The organism is Lentzea californiensis, from assembly GCF_024648825.1.
GTDB classification, from domain to species: Bacteria; Actinomycetota; Actinomycetes; order Mycobacteriales; family Pseudonocardiaceae; genus Lentzea; species Lentzea californiensis.
On record NZ_JANBBE010000001.1, the window covers coordinates 508713 to 528033 of the forward strand.

A 19321-nucleotide genomic window follows, 5' to 3' on the forward strand; every position below is an offset into this window, starting at 1 on the left:
GTCAGGACTCGAACTTGTAACCCAGACCCCTGACCGTGACGAGGTGACGGGGAGCCGACGGGTCGGGTTCGATCTTCGAACGCAGCCGCTTGACGTGCACGTCCAGCGTCTTCGTGTCGCCCACGTAGTCCGCTCCCCACACGCGGTCGATCAGCTGTCCCCGGGTGAGGACGCGGCCGACGTTGCGCAGCAGGTACTCCAGGAGGTCGAACTCCTTGAGCGGGAGGCTGATGTCCTGACCCGCGACGGTGACGACGTGGCGTTCCACGTCCATCCGCACCGGACCGGCCTCCAGGATCTGCGGGAGCAGGTCCTCGGACTCACCGCCGCGGCGCAGCACCGCGCGGATGCGGGCGATGAGCTCGCGCGCCGAGTACGGCTTGGTGACGTAGTCGTCGGCGCCGAGCTCGAGCCCGACGACCTTGTCGATCTCGCTGTCGCGGGCCGTCACCATGATCACGGGGACGGCCGAGCGCTGACGGAGCTGCTTGCACACGTCCGTGCCGCTCATGCCCGGCAGCATCAGGTCGAGCAGCACGATGTCCGCACCGTTGCGGTCGAACTCCTCGAGCGCCTCCTGGCCCGTCGCGGCGAGCGCGGCGGTGAACCCTTCCTTGCGCAGCAGGAAGGCGAGCGGATCGGCGAAGGACTCCTCGTCCTCCACGATGAGCACCCTGGTCACAGCTCTCCTCCTGGCTCACCCGTGCCAGCCGGCACGAGAGTCGGGTTCTGTTCGGCCGCCGCGGCGGGGATCCGCAGCGTGAAGGTGGACCCCGTTCCCGGCAGGCTCCACAGCTTCACCTCACCGCCGTGGTTGGCGGCGACGTGCTTGACGATCGCGAGCCCGAGTCCGGTGCCCCCGGTCGCGCGCGATCGGGCCTTGTCGACGCGGTAGAACCGCTCGAAGACCCGGATCTGCTGGTCCTCGGCGATGCCGATGCCGCGGTCGGTCACCGCGATCTCGACGTGCCCGTCGACCAGCCTGCGGCTCACGCTGACGGGACTGCCGGGCGGCGAGTACGCGACAGCGTTGTCCAGCAGGTTCGTCAGCGCCGTGACCAGCAACGACCGGTCACCTGGCACGACGAACCCGCTGGGCTCGTCGACGTTGATCGAGATGTTGACGGACTCGGCGGCGAGCTTGGACCGCGACAACGCCTCGTTGATCACGACGTCGACCTCGGTGTCGCTGAGCTCCGGCAGCTTCTCCGCACCCTGCAGCCGGGACAACGCGATCAGCTCGGTGACGAGCGTGCCGAGGCGGGTGGCCTCCTGCATGATCTTCGCGCTGAACCGGCGGACCTCGTCCTGGTCGTCACTCGCGTCCAGGACGGCCTCCGCGAGCAGCGCCAGCGCGCCGACCGGGGTCTTGAGCTCGTGGCTGACGTTCGCCACGAAGTCGCGCCGGGTCTTCTCCAGCCGCACGGCCTCGGACTCGTCGGTCGCGTCGACGACGATGAAGTCCTCGACGAGCAACCGGACCTCGGCGTGCACGGCCTCGGGCTGCCGGCCCGTCCGGTAGCCGTCCAGCGGCGAGAGGTCGACGTACACGACCTCGTTGCTGCCGCGGACGCCCTCGGCGGCCTTGCGGGCCCGGTCGTCCACGCGGTTGTTGCGGACGATCCCGAGCTCTTCGGCCCGTGGGTTGTGCAGCACGACGTCGCCGAAGTGGTTCAGCACCACGATGCCGTCGTGGGAGTCGTGCACGATCTGCTGGATCAGGTCGGCGACCGTGAGTCCTTCCGGCCTCCTGGGGTGCCGTGGGGCGGTTGCCCGGCCGATGAGGAAAGCGGCGATTACGCCGATGAGCGCGAGGCCGATCGACACAGCGAGGTAACCCGTTGTGGTCACGAGGCGAATGGTAAGCAGCTCAGAGGTGTCTTGGCCTAGTGCGGAAGCGTGAACCGTGATACCCGCGACACCTCAATGGACGGTTGTTCCGTCCCTGGTCAGATGCAGTTCACCCAACCGTGATGGTGTTGGCTGGCCGCTGCTCCGCAGACGGCGGCGAGTTCGCCGGGAAGTCGGTCGTCCGGGTCCCGCTTCGCGCCGAATCGCCTTCGGCGGTTGACACGAAGAGGGACCCGGACGACCGACGCGAACTCGCGGCTCATCTTCGGGCGGCCGACGCGAACTCGCGACGTGGAGAAGGCGCGAACAGGCGCACCCGAAGGCCGGGTGCGCCTGTTTTGGAGTGCTTCTAGCGGCCCTGGTTCGCGACTGCCGCGATGGCGTTCTTGGCGGCGTCCGGGTCGAGGTACTCGCCGCCCGGCTTGATCGGCTTCAGGTCCTCGTCGAGGTCGTAGCGCAGCGGGATGCCGGTGGGGATGTTCAGCCCCGCGATGGCCTCGTCCGAGATGCCGTCGAGGTGCTTCACGAGCGCGCGCAGCGAGTTGCCGTGCGCGGCCACGAGGACCGTCTTGCCAGAGCGCAGGTCCGGAACGATCTCGCTGTCCCAGTACGGGAGCATGCGCTTCACGACGTCGAGCAGGCACTCGGTCAGCGGCAGGTCGGGGCCGAGGCCCGCGTAGCGCGGGTCGGTGTCCTGGCTGAACTCGCTGCCGGGCTCGATGGGCGGCGGCGGGGTGTCGTAGGAGCGGCGCCAGAGCATGAACTGCTCCTCGCCGAACTCCTCCAGCGTCTGCTTCTTGTTCTTGCCCTGCAACGCGCCGTAGTGGCGCTCGTTGAGGCGCCAGTCGCGCTTGACCGGGATCCAGTGCCGGTCGGCGGCGTCGAGCGCCAGGTTGGCGGTCATGATCGCCCGGCGCATCAGCGACGTGTGCAGGATCTCCGGCAGCACGCCCGCGTCGCGCAGCAGCTGGCCGCCCCGGCGGGCCTCCTTCTCACCCTTCTCCGACAGGGGAACGTCCACCCAGCCGGTGAAGAGGTTCTCCGCGTTCCACGTGCTCTCGCCGTGGCGGAGCAGGATCAAAGTTCCGACAGACATGGCAGCTAGCCTGCCATGCCGACCCGCCCGCCGTACCCGGGCCGGGCACCGTGATCCACGCCATGGGATTCGCCGGCGCGATGAGTTCGCGGCCCGCGCCTAGTCTGCACCGGCATGAGCGAGTCGAATGCCGATCCCGGCAAGGTCGTGGTCAACAGGGCGATGTCCCTGGACGGCTTCATCGCAGGTCCCGGTCACGCGATGGACTGGGTCTTCGAGCACTTCGAGGACAACCCGTTCCCCGAGGTCGAGCAGGCCACGGGCGCCATGCTCGTCGGCAGGGGCACCTACGAGGTCGCCAGGAAGATGCGCCAGGAGGACACCACCTACGACGGCGGACCGCAGTTCGTCCTGACGCACCGGCCGCCGGACGAACCAGAGGCCGGCATCACGTTCCTCTCGTGCGACCTCGCGGAGGCCGTCGCCACGGCGCGCGCGGCGGCGGGCGGGAAGGACCTGGAGGTCCTCGGTGCCGACGTGGCCAGCCAGTGCCTGCGGCAGGGGCTCGTCGACGAGGTCCTGGTGTACGTCCTGCCGGTGCTGCTCGGCGACGGCGTGCGGTACTCGACCTCGGACCTCGGGCGGATCGACCTGGAACCGTTCGCCAACACGCAGTCGGGTGCGGTGACGATGCTCCGCTTCCGCGTGCGGAAGCCGGCGGCCCAGCACTGACGGCGAACGCCCTGGCAACGAGCGTTGCCAGGGCGTTCGAGTTTCGCAGCGGATCAGGCCTGTTCGCGGGCCCGCAGGTCCTTCCGGAGGATCTTGCCGGCGGCCGACTTCGGGATCGCCTCGATGAACTCGACCACGCGCACCTTCTTGTGCGGCGCCACGTGCGAGGCCACGAACGCCATCACGGCGTCGCCCTCGATGGAAGAGCCCTGCTGGCGGACCACGAACGCCTTCGGGACCTCCTCGCCGTCCGCGTCGCGCACGCCGATGACCGCCGCGTCGGCGATCTCCTCGTGCGTGAGCAGCACGGCTTCGAGTTCGGCCGGCGGGACCTGGTAGCCCTTGTACTTGATCAGTTCCTTGACGCGGTCGACGATCGAGACGATGCCGTCGGCGTCGATGACGGCCACGTCGCCGGTGTGCAGCCAGCCGTCGTCGTCGATGGTGGCGGCGGTGGCCTCGGGGTTGTTCAGGTAGCCCTTCATGATGTTCGGGCCCTTGCACCACAGCTCGCCGCGCTCGCCCACGCCGACGTCGTCACCGGAGGCGGGGTCGACCAGGCGGCACTCCAGGTTCGGGATGATCACGCCGACGGTGCCGACCGAGATGTCGTCACGGCCGTCCGGGATGGCGTGGCTGACCGGCGACATCTCCGTCATGCCGTAGCCCTGCACGACGCGGCAGCCGATGCGCTTGCGCACGGCGGCGGCCAGGTCCTCGTCCAGCGGCGCCGCGCCCGAGAAGAGCGTCTTGAGCGGGGAGAGGTCGTAGTTGTCGACGATCGGGTGCTTGGCCAGCGCGACGGCGACCGGCGGGGCGATGTAGACGCGGTCGGTCTTGTACTCCGCGATGACCCGGAGGAACTCCGGCAGCTCGAACCTCGGCAGCGTCACGACGACACCGCCGATGTACAGGCCGCTGTTCATCAGCACCTGCATGCCGTAGATGTGGAAGAACGGCAGCACGGCGAGGATCCGGGTGTGCTCCCCGACGTCGGCCATGATCGGGTCGCACTGCACGAGGTTCGCGACCAGGTTGCGGTGCGTGAGCATCACGCCCTTGGGCAACGCGGTCGTGCCGGACGAGTACGGCAGCACCGCGAGGTCCTCGGACGGGTTGATCTCCACCTCGGGCACCGGGTGGGAGTTCGCCAGCAGCTCGGGCAGCGACGGGTAGCCCTCGGCACCGTCGAGCACGACCACGTCGGTCACGCCGGCCTTCGCGGCGCCGGGAGCGGCGTTCGGCAGCAGCACGGACACCGTGAACAGCATCTTCGCGCCCGCGTCGTGCAGCTGGTGCGCGACCTCGTCGGGCGTGTAGAGCGCGTTGATCGTGGTCGCCGTGGCGCCTGCACGCAGGATGCCGTGGAACACGACGGCGTAGTAAGGCGTGTTCGGGCTGAGGATGCCGACGACATCACCTTTGCCAATACCTCGCGCGGCCAGCGCGGCGGCCATGCGGTCGACGGCCCCGGCGAGCTGCCCGTAGGTCATCGTCGCGCCGGACATGCCGTCGATCAGCGCAACCCGGTCCACCCGGTCGGCGACGTCGCCGAACAACAGCTGGTGCAGCGACACATCGGGAATCTCGACATCGGGGTACGGACTGCGAAAGACCATGCGGCGACCTCATTCACTCGCTGTACAGCGCTGTACACCCAGCCTGTGGGCACATCGTGATCCAGCCCACTGGGCAGGTCAAGGACTCCTCGATCGCTACAGATGCGTTACTTAGCAGGTCTAAATACACTCGAATGGAGTAATACAAGCACTTGTGATGGCAAGGATGTATCTGAGAAGTTGATACCGCCTCCGCGAGTCGGCTCCCACGCTTACTCGACGAGCGCGAGGCACCGAGCGCGGTTCGTCATCCCCCGTCGAATCGCGTGGCCCGCTTGGGATCCGCAGGCTCCCCCCGTCCACGGATCCACAGCAGCGGGGACTTTGACGCGGAACGGCTCGAAGCGACTCCCCCTCTCTCCCGAGCCGTTCCGCGCATAACAAAGACACACTTTCAGTAGAACTTGATCACGCTGCTTCATTCATCCGGGTGACGCGCCTGCGCTTGCGCAGCAGGTAGACCACCAGCGCGGCGGGCACTCCCAGCGCCACGACGAACGGCAGCATCGCGCCGACGCCGACCAGGATCACACCCACGACCGTGCCCAGCGCGTCCCAGCCGCCCGCCAAAGCACCGAAGAAGCCGACCTTCTCGGGCTCGGGCGCCGCGATCGGCACCGTCGCGACCCGGACGGTCAGCGTCGCCAGGGAGACCTGGCCCTTCAACGACGCGCTGCGCCGCTGCATCGACTCCAGGTCGGCCTGCCGCTTGGTCAGCTCCTGCTCGACCTGCGCGACCTCGGACGTCGACCCGGCCCGCTCGAACAGCACGCGCAGCCGCTCGACGCTGGCCTTCTGCGTCGCGATCCGCGCCTCGACGTCCACCAGCTGATCGGTGACGTCCTGGCTGCGCACCTCGCTGCGGGTGACCTCACCCACACTCGTGAGATCCCGGACGACCTTGTCCAACTCCGCCGACGGCACCCGCACGGTCACGGACCCGGAGCTCTTGGTCGAGTTCTCCTCGCCCGCGAACCCGCCGACGGCCGCCGCCCGGTCCTTGACCTGCCCGATCGCCTTCAGCACGTCGTCACTGCGCAGGTCGACGTTCGCCGTGCGCACCAGCTGACGTTCCTGCTGCTGCACTGGCTGCACGGCCTGCCCGGCGTTGTTCTCCTGCTGCGGCGCCTTCTCCTGGGCCGCCTGCGGTGGAGCAGCGGCGTCCTTGGCCGACATCCCACCACTGGAGCCACTGCCGCACCCGGTTGCTACAAGGGCCAGCAACGCGATTCCCACCCACACCCCTGGTCTGCGCATGCCCTTCGGACGGGCCGGAGTGATCCGGGGGTTGCCGCCTAGTCCGAAACGAGTCGCCCGCTACTCCGAAACGAGATGTTGGAACGCCTGCAGGTTCGCCAGCGACTCGCCGCGCGACACCCGCCACGCCCACTCCCGCCGGATCGCGTCGGCGAACCCGATCTCGAGCAACGGGTTGAAGTCGCCGTCCGCCGCCTCCAGCACCTGCCCGAGCACGCGGTCCAGCTCGTCCGCGGTCACGGCGTGCTTGCCGACCCGTCCGACCAGGTAGATGTCACCCTCGGCGTCGATCGTGTAGTGCACGCCGTACAGCCGTGCGTTGCGTCGCAGCAGGAACCGGTACACGTCCTCGAACGCCTGGTCCGGCCGCCGGCAGACGAAGGCCTCGACCACCAGCGCGTGCGTCGTCTCGACCAGCCACACGTTGGTCTGCAGCTTCTTGGTGCCCGGCAGCGTCACGAAGAACTTGCCGGGCTCGCGCCGGTCGTACTTCAGCTCCCGTTCGTCCAGGAACTCCTTGATCACAGCGTCGACGCTCAAGCGAAAACCTCCCGGCGGAACACTTCTCCCGCCTCTTGATACCCCTCGAGCAGGGCATCAGTCGTGCGGTCCCACGAGAAGCGTCGCGCATGGCCCACGGCGTTGCTCGCCAGGTGCTCCCGCTGCGGCAACGCCACCCCGCTGATCGCCGAGGCCCACTCACCGGGCTCGTGCCCGTACACGAGCACCCCGGACACGCCGTCGTTGACCGCCACCGGCAGCCCGCCGACGGCCGCCGCGACCACGGGCGTCCCGCACGCCTGGGCCTCCAGCGCCACCAGGCCGAACGACTCGTTGTGGCTCGGCACCGCGACCAGGTCCGCCGCCCGGTAGACCTCGGCCAGCGTCGGCCCCGGCTGCGGCGGCAGGAAGCGCACCACGTCCGTGATCTGCAACTGCGCGGCCAGCTCCTCCAGGGCCTTCGGCCGTTCGGTGCCGGAGCCGGAAGGCCCGCCGACGATCAGCACGACCAGCTTCGACCGCAGCCCAGGATCGCGCACGAGCATCTCGGCCGCGGCCCGGAGCAGCACGTCAGGAGCCTTCAGCGGCTGGATCCGGCCGACGAACGCCAGCACGACCGCGTCCTGCGGGATGCCGAACCAGTGCCGTGCCCGTGCCTGGTCGCCGGGCGTGAAGCGGTCGAGGTCGACACCGGGCGGCACGACGGCCACCTTGGACGGCTCCGCGTCGTAGAGCTTGATCAGCTCGCTGGCCTCGATGTCGGTGTTCGCGACGAGCCGGTCCGACTCGTTGACGACCTGCTCCTCGCCGATCACCCGCATCCGGGGCTCCGGCGCGTCGCCCTCGGCCAGCGCCAGGTTCTTCACCTTGGCCAGCGTGTGCGCGGTGTGCACCAACGGCACGCCCCAGCGTTCGCGCGCCAGCCAGCCGACCTGCCCGGACAGCCAGTAGTGCGAGTGGATCGCGTCGTAGTAGCCCGGCTCGTGGCGTGCCTCGGCCCGCAGGACACCCGCCGTGAACGCGCAGAGCTGGCCGGGCAGTTCCTCCTTGCCCAGGCCCTCGAACGGCCCCGCGGCGACGTGCCGGACCCGCACGCCGGGCACGAGTTCGGCGACCGGCGGCAGTTCCGACGACGTGGCACGGGTGAAGATCTCCACCTCGACCCCGCGCTGGGCCATCCGGGTGGCCGTCTGCACGATGTAGACGTTCATCCCGCCCGCGTCCCCCGTCCCCGGCTGTTCGAGCGGCGACGTGTGCACTGAGAGCACCGCGACGCGCTTCATCGGGCGACTCGCAGGAGATCGGCGGTGAACCGCTCCGGCCGCTCCAGAAAGGGCGCGTGCGCGGTGTCGGGGTACAGGCTCAACTCGGCTCCGGGGATCAGGGCGGCGGAGTACTCGGCGGCCGCGGGGGCGACCACCTCGTCTTGAGTTCCGTGCACGACCAGGGTCGGCACGTCTACGGCCTTCAACACGTCGGCGCTGCCCACGTCCCTGCGGAACAGCTCGCCCCGCACCTTATGGCTGACCGAGGTCGCCGCGGCAGTGAGCTCGGCGACCTTCTCAGCAGGCAGGACGGGTGCCATCGCCGCGCAGAACTCCGCCAGCACGGCGTCGTCGGTGATCGCGCCGGGCAGGGCGTTCCGCATCACCGGCCCGGTCTCGCCTCCGGGGCGACCGCGGCCGATCTCGGTGATGGCGCTCACGAACACCAGCGCGGTGATCTGCGCGGTGCCGTGGAAGCGGAGGTGGTCGGCGATGACGAGCCCGCCGTAGGACCACCCGACGACCGTCGCCGGTCCGGTGTGGTCGAGCACGGCCTTGAGGTCCGCGGCCCACTGGTAGGAGTCGCGGTAGTCGCCGAAGTCGTCTGACTCGCCGTGTCCCCGCAGGTCGACGGCGTAGGTGTGAAAATCGGGCAGGTCCCAGACAGCACCCGTCTGTGCCCAGCCGTGGATCAGCACCACCGGTGGCGCTCCAGGCCTGCCTGCCTCACGAACGGCCAGTCGTCCCCCGCCGGCCGCCGTCACCTGTGTCAGCTGCACGCCTGTACGAACGACCTGGTCGGGGGACGCATTCCCGCCGGTCCTACTTGATGGCGGACTTGCCCTTCCACTGCTGCCACGAGAGCTGCCAGTCGTACCAGTCGAACTGGGCCGGCAGCGTCGTGATCGAGCCGGTCACCTCGACCGGGTCACCGACCAGTGCCGAGTCGTAGTACGCCTTCGCGTCGGCTTCCAGCAGGTTCGCGCAGCCGTGCGAGGTGTTGTTGGTGCCGATGTTCGCCGCGTTGTCGTTGTTCTCGTGGATGAACTCGCCGTGGTTCGAGAACCGGACGGCCCACTTCTTCACGACGTTGGTGTAGCCGTAACGCGGGTTGTCGAACGAGAACGTGTCGTTCTTCGCCATGACCACGAACGTGCCGTTCGGCGTCGTGAGCTCGGGGTCCGCGTCCTTGCCGAACGACGCCGGGTAGTCCGCGACCTGCGCGCCGTCCCGGAACACCTTGAGCCGGTGCGTCGGGTTGTCGATCTTCACGACCTGGTTGCGGCCGATGGTGAAGTCGCTGGTCACGTCGGCCTTGCCGAACGCGCCGCCGCCGTAGTTGACGCCGTAGAGCTTGGCCTCGACCTTGACGGTGGTGTTCGCGGGCCAGTACTTCTCCGGCCGGTAGTGCACCTCCTGGGCGGTGAGCCAGGCCCACGAGCCCTGCACGTTCGCCGAGTTGGTGACCTTGAGCGCCTTCTCGACGGTCGCCTTGTCCTGCACCGGCGCCTCGAACTTGACCATGATCGGCGCCGCGACGCCGACCGTCTGGTTGTCGGAGGGCCAGAGCGTCGCGCGGGTCTGCGAACCGGGCGCGACGGTGGTGAACGAGCCCTTGAGCTCGACGGGCTTGCCGTCGGTGCCGACTGCCTTGCCGGCGAAGCTGTACGTCTTGCCGTAACCCAGCGGCTCGGCGGTCGTCCAGCCCGACTTGTCTTCGGTGAGGGTGCCCTTGACGTCGGCGCCCTCGGGTGACTTCAGTGCGACGGACTCGATCTTGCCGTCCACCACGGTGACCTGGACCGGGGTCGTGACCTGCACGTCCTTGGTTCCGTCGACCGGGGACAGGGTCACCTTCGCGGACGGCAGCGAGCTGTCCGCCTTGGGTGTGCCCGTCTCGACACTCGAGCAGCCGGTCAGCAGCGTCAGTCCAGCGACCAGCGCGACAAGTGTTCTCTTCACGGTTTCGACCTCCCACCATGGTGGACGTCCAACACCCTGTTGCGGTGTGGGTGACGTCGGTCACAACGGGCTCGGCAGCCTACGATCGAAGTCGTGAATCGACCTGTCGCAGTTGTGACCGGAGCTAGCGCGGGCATCGGCGAGGCCACCGCGCGGCGGCTGGCCGCCGAGGGCTTCCACGTCGTGCTCGGAGCACGTCGTCTGGACCTCCTCCACGTTATCGCGAAGGAGATCGAAGGGACGGCCATCGAGCTGGACGTCACCGACGAGACCTCCGTCGCCGCTTTCGCGGACCGGGTACCCGAAGCGAACGTGCTCGTGAACAACGCGGGCGGTGCGCGCGGGCTCTCGACCGTGGCCGAGGGCGTCGCGGACGAGTGGCGCTGGATGTGGGAGGCGAACGTCCTCGGCACCCTGCTGGTGACCAAGGCGTTCATCCCGAAGCTGATCGCGTCCGGGGACGGGCACATCGTGTCCGTGACGTCCATCGCGGCGTACGAGGCCTACGACAACGGATCCGGCTACACGAGCGCCAAGCACGCCCAGTCGGCGTTGCACCGCACGTTGCGCGGCGAGCTGCTGGGCCAGCCGGTGCGGGTCACCGAGATCCAGCCGGGCATGGTCGAGACGGACTTCTCGGCGAACCGGTTCGGCGGCGACACCGACCGCGCGGCCAAGGTCTACCAGGGCATCACGCCGCTGGTCGCGGACGACGTGGCGGACGTGATCGCGTTCGCCGTCACCCGGCCCTCGCACGTGAACCTCGACACGATCGTGCTCAAGCCGCGGGCCCAGGCCTCCGCGACTCGGGCACACCGGGAGTGAGCAACTCCACGTCGAGCTGACGCAGGACGGGCTCGACGGGGTTCGCGAACCCTCCCAGGAAGGATCCTGTCGAGCCCGATCCGGCGACGTACAGGCCGACGACGAAGTTGTCCGCGTCGACCAGGACGGCCCCGCTGTCGCCGTGGTCGCCGAAGCGTTCGGACGAGTGGACGCGGATCTGGTCGCGCAGGGTCCGCACGCCGATGCCGCCACCGAAGTCGAGCCGCAGCGTCGAGTCCGTCGACTCGATCACGCCGTACGTGAGTCCGGTGGTGCGGCCGCGTTTGCGCACGGTCGAGCCGATCTTCGCCGGGGCGCTGCCCATGACCGCGCCGACGTCGAGCACCTCCGCGCGGAACGGCCTGGCGCCCATCCGCAGCCCCGCCGCCGAGACCGCGCCCGCGAGCGCCGCCCGGTCCAGCACGGCGACCCGGTCGGCACCGGGCACCCCACCGTCCACTCTGGACGGATGCACGAACTCGTCGCCCACCGCCCACGAGTCGTCGACACAGCCGACGTGGAAAGTGGTGAGCCCCAGCACCTTCCGAGGCTCGTCACGGGTGAGCACGAACGCGCCGAGCGTGCCGGCGATCACGAACTCGCCAGCACGCTCGACCTCCGGTGGCACGACCCGGAACGACCGGGCCGGGCCGATGCCGATGCCACCCCGCAGCACCTGGTGCCGTTCCACCGCAACGGGTTGCTCGTCCTCAGCACGCGTGATCCTGGCGCGGTGCAGCACGATCGACTCGGCGACCACGTCGGTCGGCACGCCGCCGACCTCCACCGGGATCTGCCGCGGGTGACCAGGACCCTTGGCGCACACGTAGACCACGATCGCGACCTTGCCCGTCGGGCGTCCGCCGGTGACCTTCTCGCCGATGTCGACACCGATCACGCCCGGCCGGGACAGGAACTCGTCTTCGACCATGCGCTTGACCGGCCTGACGACCGCCCGCACGTCCTCGCCGAGGTAGCCCATAGCGACCTCCGTTCCACCCCTACCACAATGAAACACGCCTGGTAGCGGTTCGTCACACGGAGTCACCCGGACGGACTTACAGCTGAACGCCTACGAAGACCGGTTCGGGGTGCAGTTCGACGCCGAACGCGGCCCGCACGCCGTCGCGCACCTCACGGGCGAGGTCCAGCAGGTCCTCGGTCGACGCGCCGCCGCGGTTCGTCAGCGCCAGCGTGTGCTTGCCGGACAACGACACCCGGCCGCCGGGGCCCTGGTGGCCCTTGCGGAAGCCCGCGCGTTCGATCAGCCACGCGGCGGAGAGCTTCCTCTTGCCGTGGCCCGCCGGATAGCTCGGCACGTCGACGTCGGCGCCGAGGCGTTCGGCGATGCGGATCAGCACGCCGTTGAACGTCGAGTCGTCGATGATCGGGTTGGTGAAGAACGAGCCCGCGCTCCACGTGTCGTGGTCGGTGGCGTCGAGCACCATGCCCTTGCCGCGCCGCAGTTCCAGCACGGCCTTGCGGGCCTCGTCCGCCGGCACGCGCTCACCCTGCGCCACACCGAGCACACGCGCCAGCTCGCCGTAGCGGATCGGCACGGACATGCCCCCGGCGGTCAGCGAGAACCTGGTGCGCAGCACGACCGCGTTGTCCGTGCCCTTGAGCACGCTGGTGCGGTAGTCGAGGCCCAGCTTGGCGGCGGGCACCTGGTGCACCTTGCCGCTGCGGCGGTCCAGCAGGTCCACCGACTGGAGCACCTGGGAGATCTCGACCCCGTACGCGCCGACGTTCTGCACGGGCGTGGCGCCGTTGAGGCCGGGGATGCCGGACAGGCACTCGAGCCCGCCCAGGCCCTGCGCGACCGCCTCGGCGACGACCGCGTCCCACTCCTCGCCCGCCTCGACGGTGAACTGGACGATGCCGCCGCCCAGCGGGTCGAGCCGGAAACCCTTGGTGGCGACGTGCACGACCGTGCCGTCGAAGCCGCCGTCGGAGATCACGAGGTTGGAACCGCCGCCGAGCACGAGGACCTTCTCGTCGGCGGCGGCGTCGGCTGTTCGCACGGCTTCGACCAGCTCAGCGGCGGTCGTGGCGTGGACGAACCGCGCGGCCGGGCCACCGAGTCGGAGCGTGGTGCGCTCGGCCAGAGGTACGGACTGCGTGGTGGTCACAGACGTCAACGGTAGCCTCCGCGACATGGCACGCCGCATCGAGCACCACACCACGTCACCCCATTCGGCGGAGAAGGTCTACGGCGCGATGGTCGACGAGACCTATCTGCGGGACCGGCTGGCCGCGATCGGCGGCAAGGACGCCCAGCTCGTGACGTACTCCAGCACCGGTGAGAAGACGTCGTACCAGCTCAAGCAGGGCGTGCCCGCGGAGCACGTGCCGTCCGCGGTCAAGGCGGCGCTCGGTGGCGACCTGGTGATCCAGCGCACGGAGACGTGGGCGGCGGGCGCCGGCACGGTCGAGGTGGCGGTCAACGGCGTGCCCGGCCGCCTCGACGGCTCGTTCACCGTCCTGGACAACGGTTCCGGCTCGAAGCTCACCCTCTCGGGGGAGGTCAAGGTCAGCATCCCGTTCCTCGGCGGCAAGATCGAGAAGCTGATCGCCGAGCAGGTCGCGGTGCTGCTCGACAAGGAGAACGAGTTCACCTCGCAATGGCTCGCAAACCGCGGCTAGCCGCAGGCCGGGCCCGCGCGCTCGGCGTTCCGACCCGCGGCACGACCAACCCGAACCGCCTGCGCCGGGTCGACCGGTGGATGACCGGCACGCTGTCCGGCTTCCTGCTGGACGCGCCCGACCCGCTCGTCGTCGACCTCGGCTACGGGGCCACGCCGATCACGACCGTCGAGATGGCTTCCCGGCTGCGGGCCGTCCGTCCCGACGTGCGCGTGCTCGGTCTGGAGATCGACCAGGACCGGGTGGACGCGGGCAAGGCCGTGGCGTCACCGCCGTTGCTGGACTTCCGGCGCGGCGGCTTCGAGCTGGCCGGTGCGCGGCCGGTGCTGTTGCGCGCCTTCAACGTGCTGCGCCAGTACACCGAGGAGCAGGCGTTCGAGGCGTGGGACACGATGCTGTCGCGCATGGCTCCCGGCGGGTTGGTCGTCGAGGGCACCTGCGACGAGATCGGACGCCGGTGCACCTGGGTGACGCTGTCCTCCGACGGGCCCCTGCGGTTCACGCTGGCGTGCAAGCCGTCCGGCATCGACGTGCCCTCCGACCTGGCCGAGCGGCTGCCCAAGGCGTTGATCCACAAGAACGTGCCCGGTGAGCGCGTGCACGCGTTGCTGACCGACCTGGACGCCTGCTGGGCCACCGCGGCGCCGTTCGCGCCGTTCGGTCCTCGGGCGCGGTGGGTGGAGTCGGCACGGCTGCTGCGCGACCGCGGCTGGCCGGTGCTGGACGACCGGCGGCGGTGGCGGCTCGGCGAAATCACGCTCGAATGGGCGGCCGTCGCGCCCTAGGCTGGGGTTGTGGACTTCGTCGCGCAGATCGAGACCCAGGCTTCGCTGATGCGTTCGGCCGCTGTCAAGGCGGGTCCGGACGCCCCCGTTCCCTCCTGTCCCGAGTGGACGGTGCTGGACCTCGTCCGGCACATGGCGGAGGTGCACACGTGGGCGGGACAGGCCGTCGTGACCGCGCCCGAGGACGGCCGGCCGAAGTGGCCGAAGGCTCCGGAGGGCTTCGAAGAGACGCTCTCCTGGTGGGAGACGGGGCTTTCCACGCTCCTGGAGCGGCTGCGCGAGGTGCCAGCCGACCGTCCCGCGTGGACGTTCAGCGGCCCGCAGCTCGCCGGTTTCTGGGCGCGCAGGCAGGCGCACGAGACGTCGATCCACCGACTGGACGCGGAACTGGCCACCGGCCACGAGCTGCCGCCGCTGGTGTTCGACCCGGAGTTCGCCGCGGACGGCGTCGACGAGTACCTCACCGTGATGGTCCCGCGCCGGATCGAGCTGGGCCAGGGCGTCAAGGCGACCGGCCGGCTGCTGGTGCACGCCGCCGACGCGGGCCGCGCCTGGGAGGTCAGGCTGACGGAGGGCGAGCCGCTGGTCGTCACCGCACCGCAGGACTCGGCCTTCGACGAGGACGCCACCCTCGCGGGCACCGCGGACGCGATCTACCGGGCCGTCTACGCCCGGCCGGGCCACGCGATCGTGACCGGAGACGAGTCGCTGTTGGCGGCGCTGCCCAGGCCGTGAATACTTCTGCGGCGTGTCATCGCCTGAACGTCGCTATGTGATCACCTTCGGCTGCCCGGACCGCACCGGCATCATCGCGAGGATCTCGTCGTTCCTCGCGGACAACGGCGGCTGGATCGTCGAGGCCGCGTACCACACCGACCCGGAGACGGGCTGGTTCTTCACGCGCCAGGAGGTCCGCGCGGACTCCCTGCCGTTCGGCGTGGACGAGCTGCGCTCCCAGTTCGCCGAGGTGGCCGCCTCCCTCGGCGCGCAGTCGACGTGGACGGTGACCGACACGGGCGAACGCAAGCGCGTGGTCATCCTGGTGTCGAAGGAGGGCCACTGCCTGTACGACCTGCTGGCCCGCGTCGCGACCGGCGAACTCGACGTCGAGGTGTCCGCCGTCATCGGCAACCACCCGGAGCTCGGCGACATCACGCGCGCGCACGGCATCCCGTTCCACCACGTGCCGTTCCCGGCCAACGACCCCGAGGGCAAGCAGGCGGCGTTCGCCCAGCTGCGCGGACTGGTGGAGAAGCACGACCCGCACGCCGTGGTGCTGGCCCGCTTCATGCAGATCCTGCCGCCGGAGATCTGCGCGGCCTGGACCGGCCGCACGATCAACATCCACCACAGCTTCCTGCCGTCGTTCATCGGCGCCCGCCCGTACCACCAGGCGCACCGCCGCGGCGTGAAGCTGGTGGGCGCGACGTGCCACTACGTCACCGCCGACCTGGACGCCGGGCCGATCATCGAGCAGGACGTGATGCGCGTGCACCACGGCGACTCGATCGCGGACATGGTGCGCAAGGGGCGGGACATCGAGAAGGTGGTGCTGGCGCGCGGGTTGCGGTGGCACCTGGAGGACCGGGTGCTGGTGCACGGCAACCAGACGGTGATCTTCTAGCGGGTGGGGATCACCTGAGGCGTGCGAGGTCCCCACTTCTTCTCCATGTCGCGACTCAGGTGGAAGGTGCCCGAACGGATCTCCGTGCCGTCGGTGCTGCGGACCGCGTAGGTCGGGTCGTAGGTGTCCCACGGGCCGAGCCAGCAGTCCCGCTCACCGATCTCGACGATCTCGTCCACGACCTGGCCGCTGACGGCCTCGGCCTTCAGCGTGACCTCGAGGCGCAGGTGGTAGTCGTCGGGCGCGAGGCCCTGGGAGTACTCGTAGTCCGCGTCGGCGACCTCCTGGCGTGCCTTCCAGTGGTCGACGATCTGTTCGCCCAGGCCTTCGAGCTCCCGTGAGGTCTTGCTCGCGGGCACACAACCGGTCAGCAGCACGAACATCAGCACCAGAAGCAAACGCACCGCGCACCCCCAGGCCATGATCATGCCAGGGACGTGCGGTGTCTTGAACGAGCAACCAGTACAGGCAGGGCGTTGCCCAAGCGAGCGCCGGGGCGCCTGAGCGGCGCCCCGGCATTGCTGTCAGATCTTGGCTGCCGCTCTGCCCACCGCCTCCACCAGCCACCCCGCGTCCGCCGCCGACATAACAGCGGGCGGGGTGAAGCACACCGTCCGGCCCCGGAAGTCCGCGAGCACCCGCGACCGCAGCAACTCGCCGGTGAACACGTCGGCGGCCCGCTGGTCCGGCAGCTCCACGCCGAGCAGCAGGCCTCGGCCGGTCGCGTGCGCCTTGCCGGCGACGACGGCGCGGAGTCCGTACAGGAGTTCGTCGCCGAGCAGTTTGGCGCGTTCGACCAGGCCCTCGGCGGCCGTGACGCGCAGGCAGGCGTTCACGGCGGCGGAGGCCAGTGGTGACACGGCTTCGGAGCCGCGCAGCAACGGCACCTCGACCTCGGCCGAGGCGACCACGGCGGCGATCGGGAGCACGCCGCCGGACAGGCCCTCGCCGACGAGCATGATGTCCGGCGTCACGCCGTCGAGGTCCACGCCCCACCACACGCCCAGGCGGCCGAGGCCGGAGCGCGTCTCGTCCACCACGAGCAGGGCGCCGGACTCGCGGCACACCTCGGCCACGGAGCTCAGGTAACCCGTCGGGGGGAGGGTGGCGCCGCGGACCGGTTCGACGAGCACGCACGCCGGTGGGCCGGAGGCCAGGGTGGCGCGCAGCGCATCGACGCCGCCGTACGGGGCGTCGCCGGTGGTCAGCACACGCGGGCGGCCGTTCGCCTGTGCGAGGGCAACGGCGAACTGGGCTGCCTCGGAGGCCGAGGCGAAGGTGTGGACGTGGTCGAGCCCGTTGGGGGTGACCAGGTCGAGCATCAGGCGGTCCAGCAGTGACGGCCGGCGTACCTGGCCGACGACGGCCTGCACGACGGCCGGGTGGGCGTGGCCGAGCAGGGGGACTCCGTACCCACCGCAGTCCAGGTGTTCGACGCGGTGGGGATCTACTACTCGTGCGCCTCTGGCGGCGCATCCGGTCAGCAGTTCGGTGGCCATGGCGGGGAACCTTTCCTGGGCAGCGCGGCCCGCGGCCGCTCGTCTCGGGACGGCGAGCGGACCTCAGTTCCCACCAACTCATTCGGATTCCACGGCACGTTGGTTCGCCCGGGGCATAGGCTTTTTCCCGTGCGGATCGAAATCACGGACCTCGACCAGCTGCGGGCAGCCCCTGACCTGCGCAAAGCCGTCATCATCGGCTTGGACCTCACTCGCGAGGACGTGCGGGTGCCGTTCGACGGGGCGCTGCTGCTCGGCTGCACCCTCAGCGAGACGATGCAGCGCAGGGCGGAGGCCGCGGGAGCCTTGGTGTTCCCGGTCATCCCGGACCTGCCCTACGACGTCTACCGGTCGAGGCTGTACACGCCCGCGGAGCTGTTCGCCGGCTTCGACCCGGCCGAACCCAAGTCGTACGCCGACACCCCGGACGCGGAGATCTACCGGCACAGCAGGCAGCAGGGCCACCACCCGGACCCGTTGCACGCGCTGGCCGAACGCCTGCACGACCACTCGATCACCGAGGCCCTCGACGACACGCTGACGGGCTCACCGATCGCGGTCATGGGCGGCCACGCGCTCGCCCGAGGCTCCGACGGCTACCGCAGCGCGGTCGCGCTGGGTGCCGCGCTGGGCAACGCGGGCTTCACCGTGCTGACCGGCGGCGGACCGGGCGCGATGGAGGCCGTGCCGCTCGGCGTCCGGCTCGGCGAGGTGAACGACGACGTGCTCGACACCATCGCGCAGGCCCCGTCGTTCGGCCACGACGACGAGTCGATCGGCAGGTGGCTCGCGGCGTTCCCGGAGGTCCGCCGCTTCGACACCCCGCGCACGATCGGCATCCCGACGTGGTTCTACGGCCACGAGCCGCCCAACCCGGCCTGCGAGCTGCACGCGAAGTACTTCGCGAACTCGGTGCGCGAGGAGGGCCTGCTGACCGTCGCGACCGGCGGCATCGTCTACACGCCGGGCAAGGCGGGCACGGTCCAGGAGGTCTTCCAGGACTTCACGCAGAACTACTACGGCAGCGTCGGACCGGCCGCGCCCATGATCTTCCTGGGCAAGGCCTTCTGGACCGACGAGATCCCGGCCGCGCCGCTGGTGATGAAACTCGCGGCGGGCCGGGAGGCCGAGCAGTGGATCCTCGTCACCGACGACGTGGACGAGGCGATCGCACTACTGCAGAAGTACCAGTCCTAGTCGTCACTGGTAGCGGTAGCCCGTGCCGGTGAGTTCGACGTCGCCACCGGCGCTGCGGTCCCAGGTGCAGGGCCAGCCGTTCAGCACGCTGTCCTCGTAGTAGTTCTTGTTGCAGTGGCCCCAGTTGCCCTTGCCGAGGCTGGAGATGCAGGCACCGTTGCGGTAGAGCGCGCCGTTGCGGAGGTTCTCCCAGTACACACCGGCCGACGCCTTGTCATTGCTGTTCTGGTCCTGCACCCACCAGTGGTCGCCGCCCTTCTCGTAACAGATCTCGACGGCCGTGTAGGAGTGGCACGTCAGCTGCGAGCGGGGCGGCAGCGTGCCGGCGACGGCCAGCTGGATGCCGTCCGCCGCCGCGGCGACGTCGGACACCGCCTGCACCGACGGGGCCTCCGCCGAGGCGGACGCGGGCATCATCGAGCCCATGACGGCCAGGAAGGCCATCGAGAAAGCAAGCACGAGCTTGCGCATGAAGATTCCTCCAGGTTTGCCGGGGTTCCCGCCTCGGAAGAGGCGGAAGTC

21 protein-coding genes are annotated in these 19321 nt (G+C 69.8%); 7 read left to right on the top strand and 14 right to left on the bottom strand.

The window, feature by feature from the left end; all coding sequences use genetic code 11:
• Position 1: 1 nt before the first annotated feature.
• The 3 genes from LX88_RS02745 to LX88_RS02755 form a co-directional block, all read right to left on the bottom strand.
• Positions 2–682 carry a response regulator gene (locus tag LX88_RS02745; protein WP_030477953.1) on the bottom strand — a complete coding sequence of 227 codons (681 nt, stop codon included), beginning with the start codon at positions 680–682 and terminating at the stop codon, positions 2–4.
• Complete coding sequence (locus tag LX88_RS02750; protein ID WP_258946280.1) at positions 679–1851, bottom strand: sensor histidine kinase; 1173 nt, start codon at positions 1849–1851, stop codon at positions 679–681. The genes LX88_RS02745 and LX88_RS02750 overlap by 4 nt, the downstream gene beginning before the upstream one ends.
• 349 nt (positions 1852–2200) lie before the next feature.
• Positions 2201–2947: a phosphoglyceromutase gene (locus tag LX88_RS02755; RefSeq protein ID WP_258946281.1), complete on the bottom strand. Its 747-nt coding sequence runs from the start codon at positions 2945–2947 to the stop codon at positions 2201–2203.
• A gap of 114 nt (positions 2948–3061) precedes the next feature.
• Between LX88_RS02755 and LX88_RS02760 the strand changes: the two genes are divergently transcribed.
• On the top strand, positions 3062–3619 hold the full coding sequence (locus tag LX88_RS02760) for a dihydrofolate reductase family protein (RefSeq protein WP_258946282.1): 558 nt from the start codon (positions 3062–3064) through the stop codon (positions 3617–3619).
• A gap of 53 nt (positions 3620–3672) precedes the next feature.
• Here LX88_RS02760 and LX88_RS02765 read toward each other — a convergent pair whose 3' ends face one another.
• The 6 genes from LX88_RS02765 to LX88_RS02790 form a co-directional block, all read right to left on the bottom strand.
• Positions 3673–5238 (bottom strand): 4-coumarate--CoA ligase family protein, encoded by a 1566-nt coding sequence (locus tag LX88_RS02765; protein WP_258946283.1) that lies wholly within the window; start codon positions 5236–5238, stop codon positions 3673–3675.
• Positions 5239–5646: 408 nt separating this feature from the next.
• Positions 5647–6414, bottom strand: coding sequence for a DUF4349 domain-containing protein (locus tag LX88_RS02770; protein WP_258946284.1), 768 nt, complete (start codon positions 6412–6414; stop codon positions 5647–5649).
• Positions 6415–6555: 141 nt separating this feature from the next.
• Positions 6556–7035, bottom strand: coding sequence for a type III secretion system chaperone family protein (locus LX88_RS02775; RefSeq protein ID WP_258946285.1), 480 nt, complete (start codon positions 7033–7035; stop codon positions 6556–6558).
• Positions 7032–8279 (bottom strand): D-inositol-3-phosphate glycosyltransferase, encoded by a 1248-nt coding sequence (gene mshA, locus LX88_RS02780; protein ID WP_258946286.1) that lies wholly within the window; start codon positions 8277–8279, stop codon positions 7032–7034. The genes LX88_RS02775 and mshA overlap by 4 nt, the downstream gene beginning before the upstream one ends.
• On the bottom strand, positions 8276–9040 hold the full coding sequence (locus LX88_RS02785; RefSeq protein WP_258946287.1) for an alpha/beta fold hydrolase: 765 nt from the start codon (positions 9038–9040) through the stop codon (positions 8276–8278). The genes mshA and LX88_RS02785 overlap by 4 nt, the downstream gene beginning before the upstream one ends.
• Positions 9041–9083: 43 nt before the next feature.
• Positions 9084–10223 carry a L,D-transpeptidase gene (locus LX88_RS02790; protein WP_258946288.1) on the bottom strand — a complete coding sequence of 380 codons (1140 nt, stop codon included), beginning with the start codon at positions 10221–10223 and terminating at the stop codon, positions 9084–9086.
• A 93-nt stretch (positions 10224–10316) separates the two neighbouring features.
• Between LX88_RS02790 and LX88_RS02795 the strand changes: the two genes are divergently transcribed.
• Positions 10317–11048 (top strand): SDR family NAD(P)-dependent oxidoreductase, encoded by a 732-nt coding sequence (locus LX88_RS02795; protein ID WP_090066009.1) that lies wholly within the window; start codon positions 10317–10319, stop codon positions 11046–11048.
• Here LX88_RS02795 and LX88_RS02800 read toward each other — a convergent pair.
• Both LX88_RS02800 and LX88_RS02805 read right to left on the bottom strand, forming a co-directional pair.
• Entirely contained in the window at positions 11002–12030 is a 1029-nt protein-coding gene (locus LX88_RS02800) for a chymotrypsin family serine protease (RefSeq protein WP_258946289.1), read from the bottom strand. The two genes, LX88_RS02795 and LX88_RS02800, sit on opposite strands and share 47 nt — an antisense overlap.
• A 76-nt stretch (positions 12031–12106) precedes the next feature.
• Positions 12107–13207, bottom strand: a complete 1101-nt coding sequence (locus LX88_RS02805; protein ID WP_258946290.1) for a UDP-N-acetylmuramate dehydrogenase — start codon at positions 13205–13207, stop codon at positions 12107–12109.
• Here LX88_RS02805 and LX88_RS02810 point away from each other — a divergent pair.
• Genes LX88_RS02810 through purU form a run of 4 tightly spaced genes read left to right on the top strand, consistent with a single transcriptional unit; the run spans position 13206 to position 16103 of the window.
• Entirely contained in the window at positions 13206–13694 is a 489-nt protein-coding gene (locus tag LX88_RS02810) for a DUF2505 domain-containing protein (protein WP_258946291.1), read from the top strand. The two genes, LX88_RS02805 and LX88_RS02810, sit on opposite strands and share 2 nt — an antisense overlap.
• Positions 13673–14479: a class I SAM-dependent methyltransferase gene (locus tag LX88_RS02815; protein WP_258946292.1), complete on the top strand. Its 807-nt coding sequence runs from the start codon at positions 13673–13675 to the stop codon at positions 14477–14479. The genes LX88_RS02810 and LX88_RS02815 overlap by 22 nt, the downstream gene beginning before the upstream one ends.
• 9 nt (positions 14480–14488) lie before the next feature.
• Entirely contained in the window at positions 14489–15214 is a 726-nt protein-coding gene (locus LX88_RS02820; RefSeq protein WP_258946293.1) for a maleylpyruvate isomerase N-terminal domain-containing protein, read from the top strand.
• A gap of 37 nt (positions 15215–15251) precedes the next feature.
• Positions 15252–16103 carry a formyltetrahydrofolate deformylase gene (gene purU, locus LX88_RS02825; RefSeq protein WP_308203419.1) on the top strand — a complete coding sequence of 284 codons (852 nt, stop codon included), beginning with the start codon at positions 15252–15254 and terminating at the stop codon, positions 16101–16103.
• On the opposite strand, the gene LX88_RS02830 is transcribed toward purU, so the two are convergent.
• Positions 16100–16507 carry a hypothetical protein gene (locus LX88_RS02830; protein WP_258946295.1) on the bottom strand — a complete coding sequence of 136 codons (408 nt, stop codon included), beginning with the start codon at positions 16505–16507 and terminating at the stop codon, positions 16100–16102. The two genes, purU and LX88_RS02830, sit on opposite strands and share 4 nt — an antisense overlap.
• A 120-nt stretch (positions 16508–16627) precedes the next feature.
• Positions 16628–17602, bottom strand: a complete 975-nt coding sequence (locus LX88_RS02835; RefSeq protein ID WP_258946296.1) for an aminotransferase class III-fold pyridoxal phosphate-dependent enzyme — start codon at positions 17600–17602, stop codon at positions 16628–16630.
• A 129-nt stretch (positions 17603–17731) separates the two neighbouring features.
• Here LX88_RS02835 and LX88_RS02840 point away from each other — a divergent pair, with 129 nt between their 5' ends.
• Positions 17732–18799, top strand: a complete 1068-nt coding sequence (locus LX88_RS02840) for an LOG family protein (RefSeq protein ID WP_258946297.1) — start codon at positions 17732–17734, stop codon at positions 18797–18799.
• A 3-nt stretch (positions 18800–18802) separates the two neighbouring features.
• On the opposite strand, the gene LX88_RS02845 is transcribed toward LX88_RS02840, so the two are convergent.
• Positions 18803–19270 carry a hypothetical protein gene (locus tag LX88_RS02845; RefSeq protein WP_245983124.1) on the bottom strand — a complete coding sequence of 156 codons (468 nt, stop codon included), beginning with the start codon at positions 19268–19270 and terminating at the stop codon, positions 18803–18805.
• Positions 19271–19321: the final 51 nt, after the last annotated feature.